We start from the raw sequence: 12,463 nt of genomic DNA, 5'->3' as shown, positions 1-12,463 counted from the left end.
TTTATTGGTGCTGCCTATTTAAAATGCCTGCCAACATTGTAGCTTACCCTAATACCTGAAAGGAAAACCCATGGGCGGACACAAGCGCTAATGGCTGGTCGTAAATTATCCCGACGCCAGGCCTGGCGAGTGGAAAAAATTCAACAGGAACGCGCCGAACGTGCAGCCAAAAAAGACAGCCAGGCCAATCAGTTGCTGGATGACAACGAGCTGGGCCCCGAGCAGCAGGGTTTGGTTACCGCACATTTTGGCACCCAGGTTGAATTGGTGGCCGCAGACGACCGCACCCGCAGCCAGCGCATTCGGTGCCATCTGCGCGCCAACTTGGGCTCCCTGGTCACCGGCGACCGCGTGGTTTGGCGTCACCATAAAGAAACCAATACCGGTGTCGTGGTGGCCCGGTTGGAGCGCAGCAGCGAATTATCCCGGCCAGACGCGCACGGCAACACCCGCCCAGTGGCGGCCAATATCGATCAAATTGTGGTGGTGTTTGCGCCCTACCCGGAGCCCCACGGCAACTTAATTGATCGCTATCTAGTGGCCGCCAGTGCCCTGTCCATTCCTGTGTTACTACTACTTAACAAAGTCGATCGTATCGATGACACCAACCAAGTGGATATCACAAACCTACTGGGCATTTACCGCGGACTGGAGTACTCCCAGGTGCAGGTATCCACCAAGACCCAGCAGGGCATGACGGAACTGCAACAAGCCCTAGCGGGCCACATCAGCGTTTTCGTGGGCCAATCCGGCGTGGGTAAATCCTCGTTAATCAACCAACTTTTACCCGGTGTTGATTTGAAAGTGGGGGCACTGTCCGAGGCCACTCAAAAGGGTACCCATACCACAACCACCGCCCAGTTATTTCACTTCCCAGCCGGCGGCGATTTAATCGACTCGCCCGGGATCCGCGAATTTGGTCTGTGGCACATGAGCCCGGAGGAAGTGTTTGCTGGCTTTCCCGAACTGGCAGCGCTCACCGGCCTGTGCAAATTCCGCGATTGCCGCCACCAGAGCGAACCCGGCTGCGCGGTATTGGCCGCCGCCGAGCAAGGCACCATCGGCGCCCAGCGACTGGCCAGTTACCGGCATATTATCCACAGTCTTTAGCCAATTTTAGCTGGGTCTTATTTACAGTCTGCGCCCGGCCATTTATGGTTGCCATTTCTACCCACGAATTATCTGGGCCGTATTATGAGCACCCTCAAACTCCCGTATTTGGCTGAGCCCGCTGTGCTCTACCAACAAATTGAACACGGCGCAGTTGCGCCGGAGCTGATCATCATTGACGTTGGCTCCGCCGAAAACTACGCCCGGGGCCATGTGCCCGGCGCGATTCACCTGCCCTATGCTTGGCTGGTCAGCGGCGCGCCGCCAGCACCAGGAACAATGGCCAACACTGATCAACTAGAGAAAGTCATCGACCACCTGGGCATAACGCCGCAGAGTCACGTGGTGGTTTACGATGATGATGGCGGCGGCCACGCCGGGCGCCTGTTGTGGACCTTGGACTTAATCAAACACCCCCACATGAGCTACCTCAACGGCGGTTTGCACGCTTGGGCCGGCGACGGATTACCGTTGCAAACTGAGCCCAACCAACCGCAGCCAACGCGCAACCAATATCAGTGGGACTTTGCCGCACGCGCCACCAAGGACGACATCTTGGCCGAGCTGGGCCAAAGCGATTTTGCTGTGTGGGATGCGCGCAACCCAACCGAATACCGCGGTGAGAACGTGCAAGCCCTACGCGGCGGCCACATTCCCGATGCGATTAATGTCGAGTGGACCAATCTGCTGGATCCAGGCCAAAACCTGCGCATACGCAAAGACGCCAAAGAGTATTTAGCCAAACACGGACTCACCGAACACCAACGCATTGTTACCCACTGCCAAGCCCACCGTCGCTCATCACTGACCTACCTAGCGGGCAAGTCATTAGGCTTTAACATCCGCGGCTACGACGGTTCTTGGGGCGACTGGGGTAATGATCCAAACACCCCCATCGATGCTCCCTAAACACCTTATTAATCACAGCCAATTGAGACCACCGCATGTCCACCAAAGATCGACTGTTCGCCAAACTGCAATATTTACTGCCGCAAACAGGGCTTTCCCGCGCGGCCGGCTGGCTGGCAGAAACGCAAATCGACACCATTAAAAACCCGCTGATTAATGCGTTTATCAAACAGTACCAAGTGGATATGAGCGAGGCGGAAAGAAGCAACGCGGAAGACTTTAGCTGTTTTAACGATTTTTTTACCCGCGCGTTAAACGCCAACGCCCGCCCGCTGGATGAGAACCCACAAGCGTTACTCTGCCCCGCCGATGGCGCCATCAGTGAAATGGGGCCAATCAAAGCCGGGCAGATATTCCAGGCCAAGCACCACCGTTACAGCGCCTTGGAACTGCTCGGCGGTGACCCAGCCTTGGCCAAGCCGTTTACCGATGGTCTCTTTGCCACGGTGTATTTATCACCCAGGGACTACCACCGCGTGCACATGCCCGTGGCCGGCACCCTGCAGCAAATGATCCACGTACCAGGGGATTTATTCTCCGTTAACCAAGCCACCGCCGAAAACGTGCCGCGCCTGTTTGCCCGCAATGAGCGTGTGGTGTGTCTGTTTGAAACGGAGTTTGGCCCCATGGCCATGGTATTGGTGGGCGCCATGATTGTGGCCAGCATCGAAACCGTGTGGGCCGGTTTGGTCACCCCGGAGAAAGGCCAAATTAAACGTTGGAACTACGCCGCTGCCCAGCCCTTGGCATTTGCCCGTGGCGAAGAAATGGGCCGCTTTAAGCTGGGCTCCACCGTGGTGATGCTGTTGCCCCCTGGCGCCGCCGAATTCGAACCCAGCCTAAGCGCCGGCAGCCCGGTACGCATGGGCCAAAGCGTGGGCCTGCTTACACCGTAAAGCCCAACCCACTTAGGAGAACCGCCATGCTAGCCCTAAGACCCAACTGCGAATGCTGTGATAAAGACCTTCCACCACACGCCACCGACGCGCGCATTTGCTCGTTTGAGTGCACCTTTTGCGCCCAATGCGCCGAGCACGCCCTGCAACACGCCTGCCCCAACTGCGGCGGCAATCTGGTACCCCGCCCCATTCGCCCGGATGCGCTGCTGGCGAACAACCCACCCAGCCAGCAGCGGGTGCTCAATAGCCACGGCTGCGCCAACGCCAAGTGAATCTTGAGGCCTAACCGGCGCCACTCGTTTTAAACATTCAGCCAAATTTAAGCCGCCTACCCGTAGGCTGCGCGGGCTATCCCTACAATTACTGCCAAGAGAAAAACTATGACTCGCTCTTTCGCACCATCTTCCGAGCCCTCACTCAAACACCGAGCGCACCATTTGCTAGTACCTTTTTTTGCCATTGCAGCGCTGGTACTGGCCGGATGTGCCTGGCAAGGCCCTAATACAGACAGCTTTAAGGCCTACCTTGCCCAACAGAGCAAATCGCTACCGCGCAGCGAAAAAAAAGCCATCAAACGATTTTTGGCCGACGAGAGCCTAACCCCAGAACAACAAAACGTGGTGCAGCACCAACTGGGCCGCTATAGCGTGGCTAAATACGGTGACGAAGCCATGGCGACACTGGAACAATGGGTAGCCATTCCCACCTATCGTCAGGACGGTGTACCCCAGCACGAGAACCCCGAATTTAAAAAAATGGCGGCGGCCATCCAAGCCAAGGCCGAAGCCTTTGGGCTGGCGTTTCGCAACATTGACGACCGCGTATACGAGATTACCCTGCCCGGCGCCACAGATGAGCTGATTGGCGTACACGCCCACGCCGACGTGGTACCCGTGAACCCGGCCAACTGGGTACTGGATAACGGCACCAAACTGGACCCGTTTAAAGTCACCAAAATCGGCAACAAAATGTATGGCCGCGGCACCGAGGACGATAAAAACGGCATTGTGGTTACGCTCTACGGCATGCGCGTTATTCTGGAAGAAAACCTGCCTCTACAACGCACCTTCAAGTTGCTGGTAGACACCACGGAGGAAACCTCCGGCGGCGCCATTGCCTACTATTTTGAGCGCAATCCAACGCCGGAATACAACCTAGCCATGGACGGCGGTTACCCCGTGGTGATTGCCGAAAAAGGCTATGGCGTAGTCATGACAGAGTTTCCGGTGCGCAGTGGCCAAGGACTGGGGTTGGAGTTTGTCGGCCTCACCGGTGGCTTGGCATCCAACCAAATTCCAAAGGTCGCCACGGCACTGGTTAATAGCCCTGATTTGGAAAACTCGGCGGCCATGCTGCGCGGGGCAGCCCAGCAGTTTGTGCTGGAGCACGGCGGCAATTTCAGCATCGATGTAACCGAGCAAAACGAGCAGTTGCTGATTACAGTAACCGGCGTTTCGGCCCACTCTTCCGATCCAGCCTCCGGTGTAAACCCGGTAGCACGGTTACTATTATTTATTGATTTAATCAACCAACGCGGCGGCGCACAGCAAAACCACATCACTGCTGCAGCCCACTACGCCGCGCAAAACTGGGGCTTAAATTTCTACGCAGAGAAGCTCGGCGTCGACTTTAGCCATCCGTTTATGGGGCCGCTGACCAGCGCTATTACTCTGGTTAATTTAAACCATGAACGCCTGCAATTGGCGGTTAATTTGCGGGTGCCCGAAGGCAAGCCCACCGCCCAACTTAAACAAGAAATTGAACAAAAACTGCAAGATTGGAAGCGATCCACCCGGGTTAATTTTGATTTAGACATTACCATTGCCGAACCCATGTACCGCAACCCCAAAGGCGCCTGGGTGAATGCACTGCTGGACGTTGCCAGCGCCAACCTTGGTCTACCAAGAGAGTTCGCTGCTTCTTCTGGCGCAACCTCGGTACACAACTTACCCAACGGCGTGCAGTTCGGTTTGTCCATGCCCGGCGTTAAATATACCGGCCACAACGCCAATGAATTTAAAACCGTGGATCAGTTCCTACTGGATTTGCAGGTAGTAACAGAGATGTTGGTGAAAGTGGGGCAACTGCCAGAACTTAATTGATAGAGAGGAATTGATAGAGCGGAAAGTCATTGAAACGGCATCTTCGCCGTTTCAGGGCGTTCACCAAGCGTTGAAACCAACAGTTACTGTATGATAAATCGGATTGGGTTGTTTTGCTGCCGAGCATCGTCTACGTCTGCCAAGGCTGCTCGGTGCACGGTGACAGACAACAAGCCCAGATCGAACTGTAAACCACTGCGCTGACCGGCGCAGCCGCAATTTCCCACCGCCACAGCCAACAACACAAACGCGATACCAATTTCTGCGGCGGTCATGGTTATCATCCTCGCCTAGAGTACCAAATTAAAACCGAAGCCCAACCCCTGGGTTAGACCGCGATCCAACTTAATGTGATTATTGGTTACTTTCGGTTTCACCGCGTGCTGCAGTACCGGTTGATCAACGTGTAATGTCTCCATCTGTTCAACCGCGGGCTGCGCGATACCTGCCGCTGGGCCAATGCTCACCTTCTTTACTTCGCTGGCACTGCCCAGGCTAACAGGGCCTGCCAACGCCAAACACAGTAGGCAAACAAACGTGGGTTTCATGGTGGTGTCCTTTTTAATTAGCTTTTTAGTTATGGTGCTTAGTGATTAACGTTACTTGTTAAATCTTTCATTATTACAACGGCGGTCAGTTACCGCCTTTTTCTAAATCGGCAAATTGCCGGTCCAGGTCGTAGCGCGAGGAAGTGACGTAGCGCTCCATGGATTCTATCCGGGACAAGGTTTTATCCATTTTTTCCCGCGCCAGGCGCAACCTTTCGGGTGCTGGTTTACTGTGCTTAAAAATGGTTTTTTCTCGGTAGCGCTTTCGGTCTTCGTCGTATTCAACGTTAGGTTCAAATTCCACCGGGCGTTTGGATAACAAAATAATGCCTGCGATATAGGCCCAAATCATGACCGGCCCAACTACAAAGATCATGGCAATAAAAACGATGCGCACAATCCAGTGATCAATACACAGGTGATCGGCTAAGCCTGCACACACACCTGAGATTTTGCCATCTCGCTTGTTGCGAAACAGGTTGCGGTTGTAACCGCTCTTTTTGTTTGCCGTCCAGCCCCGATAGTTCTCGTTAAATTTGTGTTTATTAGCGGCCATTCTGATAACGCTCCTCTTCGGTGGATCTGCGCCATTTGCCGTGGCGGCTGTCCAAAATTTCTTCTAGGGTTTCAACGCGTTCTGACATTTTATCGAGCTTAACCAATAAATCTTCCAGCTGTTGGCGCTCGTGCTCACTCAGGCCTGCCTCAGAACGTTTTTTACTTTTGTAGTGCAAGATGATCCAAAGTGGCGCAACGATCACCATAAATAAAATAGCTGGCGTGTATAAAAAACTGAAAAATGACATTACAGGATTCCTTTAATTGTGTGGTGTAAACGGTGCGCCTAACTTCGTTTTCTAGCATTTCCCTTCTAAGCACTTCCCTGTGCCACTGCGGGAATCAGGCGCCGGCTTGCATATCCTTTTTAAGACGCTCTAGCTCGGCGTTAAGTTTATCGTCGTTTTCTAGATCGGCGAACTGCTGCTTTAAGCCGGTTTGCTTTTCCTTACCCAGATCCATGGCCTCGACTTCGCCTTCAAAATAATCCATGCGCTGCTCAAATCGTTCAAACTTGGCGAAGGCATCTTCGATGTTGGCTCGCTCGGTTTGGCGCTTGGTTTTCAGCCTGGCACTGGTGGTTTGCTGTCGCATTTTTAAGGTATTTTCTTTGGCCTTGGCGTCGGTAAGCTTGGCTTGGAGCTGGTTGATTTCTTCGTCTAATTTCGACAAATGCTCGTCCAAGTTAGCCAACTCTCCGGCGATGGTTGCACTCTCTTCCGCCACCAATTGTTTTTCAAGCAAGGCGGCACGGGCGAGATCTTCACGCCCCTTGGCAATGGCCAGTTTCGCTTTTCGCTCCCACTCATCCAGGTCTTTTTGCACACGGTCCAGGTGGCGTTCAGCGGTTTTTTTATCGGCGATGATGCGCGCACTGGTAGTGCGCACTTCTATCAGAGTCTCTTCCATTTCGGAAATCATCATACGGATCATTTTTTCCGGATCTTCCGCATGGTCTAGCATGGCATTGATGTTGGCTTGGACGATGTCACTAAAGCGTGAAAATATGCCCATGTTCTTCTCTCCTAACTCTTAAGGGTGATGCAGGCATCACGGAATGTCGTTGTTGCTTACACCTATAGCTATTACACGGGCCGTGCCAGAATTCGTAACATATTGTTTTTATTATATTTTTAACATTTTCTCTAAAATTAAGTTGCCCGACAACGCCAACATTTGGCTTAATATGCCAAATACTGGTTAATTTATTGGTTATTATGGCCGAGAAAAACGCGAACCGAAACGCCATTGGTGAAAGCCGTTTGTACCTGAACGCCCTAGACCACGCCTCCCAGCTGGCCCACCTAGACCGGCCAGTGCTGATCCTGGGTGAGCGCGGCAGCGGCAAGGAGCTACTCGCTCACCGACTGCACTTTTTATCGCCTCGCTGGGATGAGCCGTTTATTAAGCTTAACTGCGCCGCCCTCACCGAAAGCTTGGTGGAATCGGCACTTTTCGGCCATGAAGCCGGTGCTTTTACCGGCGCCACCAAAGCCCAAACTGGCTATTTTGAACGAGTGGCGGCGGGCACCTTGTTTTTGGATGAAGTTGCTACGCTATCGTTACGCACCCAAGAAAAGCTATTGCGCGTGTTGGAATACGGAGAGTTTGAGCGCCTAGGCGGGCAAAAAACCCTAGTTACTCAGGCTCGAGTGGTGGCCGCTACCCACGGCGATTTGGCCACTATGGCGGCGGCGGGTGACTTCAGGCACGACCTGCTAGATAGGTTGGCCTTCGATGTGGTGCACATGCCACCCCTGCGCCTGCGCGACAGCGATGCCCTGCTACTGGCGGAGCATTTTGCCGTGGCGTTTATCGGCGGCCTTGGGTGGGATTATTTCCCGGGCTTTGCCGAGCGAGCCCAACAACAAATTTTGCAGCACAGCTGGCCCGGAAATGTTCGAGAATTGAAAAATGTGGTGGAGCGCTCGCTGTTTCGCAGTGGCGCGCAAGCAGACCCCATCGCGCAATTGGTGATAGACCCATTTACACCACCCTGGGCAGCCTCTCCCTGGACAGAGCACCAAGATCAAGACAGCCCCGCAACAGAGTCAATTACGGCGCAACATTCACAAACAAGCCGATCACCAACAAAACAACCTCCAGAACAACAAACAAGCAGCGAGCCACTGGACTTTAAACAGGCAAGAGCGCACTGGGAAAGAACCCAGCTGCAGCAGGCTTTGGCCGCCTGCGACCACCACCAGGGCAGAACCGCAGCTCATCTGGGGCTAAGCTATGACCAACTGCGAGCGCTGTTAAGAAAGCTGAAGATCAGTGCAAAATAGAACCACTTTGGCGCTTTTTAACCAAAGATACGATAAGAAAGAAAAAGCCTAGGAGATAAAACCGAGAGCGACGAAAAAGAAAGGGGGGTGCGGCGCCGGCAAGACGCGCTCTAATTAGCTCGATGCCCGGCAACCCTACCCTGCCGGGTAAAACACGCCTAGCATGCGGCTACTGAACCTCAGGCCCCTCGGCCGTACACTCACCCCACTCGCAGCGCACCAAGCGATAGCTGTCATCGCCACACTCCACCTGGAATAACGACTGCGGGCCGTTGAGCTCCAACGCTTGCACGGTAGTGCGGTCACACTGCCACTCACGAGCCATATCTTCCACGGTGAGCTGATCTCGGCCAAAGGTGTTGTCCAACCGGGCATTGGCATCCACCACTCGATCGTAATCCATATAGTTCTCACCCAGCTTTTTACCCACCTGCTCACTGAAAGCGCGCACATAGGTTTCTGGCATGCGAAAGGTCATGGCGGGCTTGCCTGGGTCTATCAGCTGAATGGTTAACCCGGTGTAACGGCTCCCCACTACTTCTGCCACGGTCAACGGCACCACCACTTTTTGGCTGTAAGTGCACTCGTTTTCGTCGCAATCGACATCCACCGGAGCCGGATTTACCTGCAGCAAGGCGCCGTCATTCACCCGCACCCGGTCGAATACAGCGGGCTCAAAGACCTTTTTAGCCCCAACCGTGTAGGCGTACTCCACTTGGGCATGCAAATTAAGGCGGCGGTCTTGTGGATCGTAATCGGCACTGAGCTTTTGCGCTTGGTTATCGACAATTTGGTGCTCGTTGAGCCAGCCCACCAGCTCTACCATCCAGGGCGCGGACAGCCAGATGTCTTCTTCGTCTTTGGAGTAGTATTTAAAATCGGCGGCTATTTCTTCCACCGAAAGGTCCTGGTAATACTGATAGTTGGGGATAATACCGCCAGAACAGCCCACCAACGCAGCCGCCAGCGCACCGCTGGCCGCCAGAATAGACAGGCGTGACTTACCCACAAGCGCCGCCCAGAGTCTGTTATGGAGTGGTTTGATCATGTTTCTTGCGTTCTCTGTGTGCTTTGTACGGGGCTGATCGGCTCCTTGCCTGAAATCTTACCAGCGCTATTCGCCGGCCTGCCCCTATTTATAACAACCTAGTGGTCACCTCCCTTGCGGGAGTTGATGAAGTCGGTCAGTGCAAATAGTACACCGGATATAACAAACGTCATATGAATGCCGATCTTCCAGCCAATATCCACCCAATCATACCTATCCATTTGAATAAATACCTTGAGCAGTTCAACACCGGAAATGGCCACTATGGCGCCGATGAGCTTTAATTTTAGCTCAGAGAAACCCACCTTCCCCATCCACGCCGGGCGGTCTTCATGGCCTTGGAAGTCAATTTTAGATACAAAACTCTCGTAACCGCTAAGAATAATGATGAACAGCAGCACCGCGATAAGAGTGGTATCCACCAGCGACAAAATGGAGACGATCACATCCGGCCCGGTCATAGCGAACAAATCCATCAACAGATGAGCAAGCTCTTTGAAAAACTTCAACATCAACGCCACAGTGGCCGCGATCAGGCCTAAGAAAAACGGCGCTAACAACCAGCGACTGCGGAAAATAACTGACTCTAGAAACAACTCCAACGCTTTCATAAACAGCGACCTAACTCCATAATAACTTCAAGGTGTGCTTTACTGATTGATTATCTTCATGATCAGACATCCGCGAATTTTCGGCCCATGCGCTACCCCGCCCCAAGCCAACCTTCAAATTTAATCACTTAAGTCATTGAATTTGTATGGAATAAAAAATAGCCTTTTGAGTCTCAACAGTTCAAAACGGCAGCCGGTTAAGGCAGACCTTTGAGCTTACGCCGTAACCACAATGGCCGCTATATTAGCGCCTTCGCAACACCCTTTGCTAGGCGCACATCAGTAGTCATCCTAAAGCAGCAACGATAGAGGAATGCATGTCCGAATCACTCACACTCCTACTGGCAGCCAACCGCCTAGAACGGCTGGACGACAACCTATTCCGCGGCTTTGACACCTGGAAGGCCACCGAGCGTTTATTCGGCGGCGAAGTGATGTCGCAATCGATCAGTGCTGCGCAATATACCGTAGCACCAGGCTACCATCTGCACTCGTTCCATTCCTATTTTATGCGCGCAGGTGAGGCCGGGCGGGCTGTGATCTACGATGTGGAAAACATCCGCGATGGCCGCAGCTTTTTATCGCGCCGCGTCACCGCGCGCCAACATGGCCACGCCATTTACAGCTGCCAATGCTCTTTTCAGCCCGAAGAAGAAGGCTTGAGCCACCAGCACCAAACCACCTTTCCGCCGGGGCCAGAGGGCTTAAAATCGGACCGGGAACTGTTCGAATCTATCCCCAACCTGCCCATAAAGTTGGCCAATTGGCCCCTGGAATACCGGCAAACCAACCCGATTTGGAGCCAGGAGAACCCAGTCAGCGAGCCACGCAACGCCATTTGGATCAGAGCCGACGGCGAGGTACCCGATGAACTGGCGGTGCACCAACAGCTGCTGGCCTTCGCCTCGGACACCCACCTGCTGGCCACCTCCCTGCGTCCGCACGGCGTCAGTTTTATCTCTCCCAACCTACGCAGCGCCACCATTGACCACAGCATGTGGTTTCACCGCCCGTTCCGCATGGATGAGTGGATCCTGTACGAGGTGTACAGCCCGTGGGCGGGCAATGGCCGAGGCTTAAATTTTGGCCGTATCTACGACCGTGAAGGCAACCTTATCGCCTCCACGGCCCAAGAAGGGATGGTTAGAGTGAAGCCTGAGTAAGCACTCACTCACCAAAAGACCGACTAACAGCGGCGGTAAATACCACATCGGTGGAACTGTTTAGGGCCGTTTCTGCGGAATCCTGAACCACGCCAATAACAAAGCCCACCGCCACCACCTGCATGGCCACATCACCGCTGATTCCGAACAGGTTACAAGCCAGGGGAATCAACAATAGCGAACCGCCAGCCACGCCAGCCGCGCCACCGGCCGACAAACTGGCGGTGATGCACAGCAACAGTGCCGTGGCTAGGGATACTTCTATACCCAGGGTATTTACCGCCGCCATGGTCATCACGGTAATAGTGATGGCAGCACCGGCCATATTCACCGCCGCCCCCAGTGGGATGGACACGCTGTAGATATCTGGGTTGAGCTCCAGGCGTTTACACAGATTCAGGTTCACCGGAATATTGGCCGCCGATGACCGAGTAAAGAACGCCGTAACACCACTTTCGCGCAGCGCGGTTAACACCAACGGATAAGGATTGGATCGCGTCAAGGCAAACACCAGTATCGGGTTAACCACCAGTGCAACGGTAACCATACACAGCAGCAACAGACCGATAAGATGGCCGTACTGCAGCAACGCCGCCGCACCGGTTTTGGCGGTGGTGGCTGCCACTAGGCCAAAAATACCAATGGGTGCCAGGCGAATAATATAACGCACTAATTGCGTCATGGCCGCGGACACATCACTGAGTGCGGTAAGCGTCGACGACGCCACTCCGCGCAGAGCAAAGCCCAGGGCCGCAGCCCAGGCCAGTACACCGATAAAATTACCCGACACTAGAGCCTTGATGGGGTTATCCACCACCTTCAAAGCCAGGCCAGAAATAACCGAGGACAAGCCCTGGGGCGGTGTTAAATCGGTGCTGGATGTCAGCAGGGTTATTTCCGGCGGCCACATGCGGCTGACCAGCAAGGCTACCAAGGCAGCGCTCATGGTACCGGCCAGGTAAAGCCAGATGATAGGCGAGAAACGGGCGTCACCGGCCCGATTGTGGTTGGCAACGGCATCCATCACCAGCACAAACACCAGCAACGGCGCCGCCGCTTTTAGCGCTGCAACAAACAGCGAGCCGAATAACTCGGTATGCACCGCCAAGCTCGGCCAAATGACGGCCAAAGCCACCCCTAAGATGATTCCCAACGCGATTTGAGCCACCAAAAAGCGCTCGGACAAAAACTGCGACACTGTGTTCTCCAACTCGTCAACCACGAGTC

General features: G+C 54.0%; 15 protein-coding genes. 7 read left to right on the top strand and 8 right to left on the bottom strand.

Annotated elements, in window-relative coordinates:
• The first annotated feature begins 90 nt into the window (after nt 1–90).
• The 5 genes from rsgA (at nt 91) to ACGHM3_RS02505 (ending at nt 5,020) form a co-directional block, all read left to right on the top strand.
• Entirely contained in the window at nt 91–1,110 is a 1,020-nt protein-coding gene (gene rsgA, locus ACGHM3_RS02525; protein ID WP_345419542.1) for a small ribosomal subunit biogenesis GTPase RsgA, read from the top strand.
• 84 nt (nt 1,111–1,194) lie between these two features.
• Entirely contained in the window at nt 1,195–2,019 is an 825-nt protein-coding gene (locus ACGHM3_RS02520; RefSeq protein ID WP_345419539.1) for a rhodanese-like domain-containing protein, read from the top strand.
• Between the two features lie 35 nt (nt 2,020–2,054).
• Nucleotides 2,055–2,915: an archaetidylserine decarboxylase gene (asd, locus tag ACGHM3_RS02515; RefSeq protein WP_345419536.1), complete on the top strand. Its 861-nt coding sequence runs from the start codon at nt 2,055–2,057 to the stop codon at nt 2,913–2,915.
• Nucleotides 2,916–2,941: 26 nt separating this feature from the next.
• The gene (locus tag ACGHM3_RS02510) at nt 2,942–3,190 is read left to right on the top strand and encodes a DUF1272 domain-containing protein (RefSeq protein WP_345419534.1); all 249 of its coding nucleotides are present in this window, start codon (nt 2,942–2,944) and stop codon (nt 3,188–3,190) included.
• A gap of 108 nt (nt 3,191–3,298) precedes the next feature.
• Entirely contained in the window at nt 3,299–5,020 is a 1,722-nt protein-coding gene (locus ACGHM3_RS02505; RefSeq protein WP_345419531.1) for a dipeptidase, read from the top strand.
• 83 nt (nt 5,021–5,103) lie between these two features.
• Here ACGHM3_RS02505 and ACGHM3_RS02500 read toward each other — a convergent pair whose 3' ends face one another.
• The 5 genes from ACGHM3_RS02500 to pspA all read right to left on the bottom strand — a co-directional run bounded on the left by ACGHM3_RS02500 (nt 5,104) and on the right by pspA (nt 7,140).
• A complete protein-coding gene (locus ACGHM3_RS02500) occupies nt 5,104–5,295 on the bottom strand; it encodes a hypothetical protein (protein ID WP_345419528.1) in 192 nt (63 codons plus the stop codon).
• Between the two features lie 15 nt (nt 5,296–5,310).
• Nucleotides 5,311–5,568: a hypothetical protein gene (locus tag ACGHM3_RS02495; RefSeq protein WP_345419525.1), complete on the bottom strand. Its 258-nt coding sequence runs from the start codon at nt 5,566–5,568 to the stop codon at nt 5,311–5,313.
• Between the two features lie 85 nt (nt 5,569–5,653).
• Nucleotides 5,654–6,124, bottom strand: a complete 471-nt coding sequence (gene pspC / locus ACGHM3_RS02490) for an envelope stress response membrane protein PspC (protein WP_345419522.1) — start codon at nt 6,122–6,124, stop codon at nt 5,654–5,656.
• A complete protein-coding gene (gene pspB / locus ACGHM3_RS02485; RefSeq protein WP_345419519.1) occupies nt 6,114–6,374 on the bottom strand; it encodes an envelope stress response membrane protein PspB in 261 nt (86 codons plus the stop codon). Before pspB ends, pspC begins: the two co-directional genes overlap by 11 nt.
• Nucleotides 6,375–6,468: 94 nt before the next feature.
• Nucleotides 6,469–7,140 carry a phage shock protein PspA gene (gene pspA / locus ACGHM3_RS02480; RefSeq protein ID WP_345419516.1) on the bottom strand — a complete coding sequence of 224 codons (672 nt, stop codon included), beginning with the start codon at nt 7,138–7,140 and terminating at the stop codon, nt 6,469–6,471.
• Between the two features lie 203 nt (nt 7,141–7,343).
• Between pspA and pspF the strand changes: the two genes are divergently transcribed.
• On the top strand, nt 7,344–8,414 hold the full coding sequence (pspF, locus tag ACGHM3_RS02475; protein ID WP_345419513.1) for a phage shock protein operon transcriptional activator: 1,071 nt from the start codon (nt 7,344–7,346) through the stop codon (nt 8,412–8,414).
• 169 nt (nt 8,415–8,583) lie between these two features.
• Here pspF and ACGHM3_RS02470 read toward each other — a convergent pair whose 3' ends face one another.
• Both ACGHM3_RS02470 and ACGHM3_RS02465 read right to left on the bottom strand, forming a co-directional pair.
• Nucleotides 8,584–9,423: a hypothetical protein gene (locus tag ACGHM3_RS02470; protein WP_345419510.1), complete on the bottom strand. Its 840-nt coding sequence runs from the start codon at nt 9,421–9,423 to the stop codon at nt 8,584–8,586.
• 137 nt (nt 9,424–9,560) lie between these two features.
• On the bottom strand, nt 9,561–10,073 hold the full coding sequence (locus ACGHM3_RS02465; RefSeq protein ID WP_345419507.1) for a TIGR00645 family protein: 513 nt from the start codon (nt 10,071–10,073) through the stop codon (nt 9,561–9,563).
• Nucleotides 10,074–10,390: 317 nt separating this feature from the next.
• On the opposite strand from ACGHM3_RS02465, the gene ACGHM3_RS02460 reads away from it, so the two are divergent.
• Nucleotides 10,391–11,236, top strand: a complete 846-nt coding sequence (locus ACGHM3_RS02460; RefSeq protein WP_345419504.1) for an acyl-CoA thioesterase II — start codon at nt 10,391–10,393, stop codon at nt 11,234–11,236.
• 4 nt (nt 11,237–11,240) lie between these two features.
• Here ACGHM3_RS02460 and sstT read toward each other — a convergent pair whose 3' ends face one another.
• Nucleotides 11,241–12,446: a serine/threonine transporter SstT gene (gene sstT / locus ACGHM3_RS02455; RefSeq protein ID WP_390518215.1), complete on the bottom strand. Its 1,206-nt coding sequence runs from the start codon at nt 12,444–12,446 to the stop codon at nt 11,241–11,243.
• Nucleotides 12,447–12,463: the final 17 nt, after the last annotated feature.

The organism is Halioxenophilus aromaticivorans (assembly GCF_042850945.1).
Lineage (GTDB): Bacteria > Pseudomonadota > Gammaproteobacteria > Pseudomonadales > Cellvibrionaceae > Halioxenophilus > Halioxenophilus aromaticivorans.
Note: the sequence above shows the minus strand (reverse complement) of the source record. Positions and strands in the feature narration are given on the sequence as shown.

Bases quoted from the DNA above. Each gene is read 5' to 3' on its own strand.
- rsgA (WP_345419542.1), top strand. From the start codon at position 91: ATGGCTGGTCGTAAATTATCCCGACGCCAGGCCTGGCGAGTGGAAAAA.
- ACGHM3_RS02520 (WP_345419539.1), top strand. From the start codon at position 1,195: ATGAGCACCCTCAAACTCCCGTATTTGGCTGAGCCCGCTGTGCTCTAC.
- asd (WP_345419536.1), top strand. From the start codon at position 2,055: ATGTCCACCAAAGATCGACTGTTCGCCAAACTGCAATATTTACTGCCG.
- ACGHM3_RS02510 (WP_345419534.1), top strand. From the start codon at position 2,942: ATGCTAGCCCTAAGACCCAACTGCGAATGCTGTGATAAAGACCTTCCA.
- ACGHM3_RS02505 (WP_345419531.1), top strand. From the start codon at position 3,299: ATGACTCGCTCTTTCGCACCATCTTCCGAGCCCTCACTCAAACACCGA.
- ACGHM3_RS02500 (WP_345419528.1), bottom strand. From the start codon at position 5,295: ATGACCGCCGCAGAAATTGGTATCGCGTTTGTGTTGTTGGCTGTGGCG.
- ACGHM3_RS02495 (WP_345419525.1), bottom strand. From the start codon at position 5,568: ATGAAACCCACGTTTGTTTGCCTACTGTGTTTGGCGTTGGCAGGCCCT.
- pspC (WP_345419522.1), bottom strand. From the start codon at position 6,124: ATGGCCGCTAATAAACACAAATTTAACGAGAACTATCGGGGCTGGACG.
- pspB (WP_345419519.1), bottom strand. From the start codon at position 6,374: ATGTCATTTTTCAGTTTTTTATACACGCCAGCTATTTTATTTATGGTG.
- pspA (WP_345419516.1), bottom strand. From the start codon at position 7,140: ATGGGCATATTTTCACGCTTTAGTGACATCGTCCAAGCCAACATCAAT.
- pspF (WP_345419513.1), top strand. From the start codon at position 7,344: ATGGCCGAGAAAAACGCGAACCGAAACGCCATTGGTGAAAGCCGTTTG.
- ACGHM3_RS02465 (WP_345419507.1), bottom strand. From the start codon at position 10,073: ATGAAAGCGTTGGAGTTGTTTCTAGAGTCAGTTATTTTCCGCAGTCGC.
- ACGHM3_RS02460 (WP_345419504.1), top strand. From the start codon at position 10,391: ATGTCCGAATCACTCACACTCCTACTGGCAGCCAACCGCCTAGAACGG.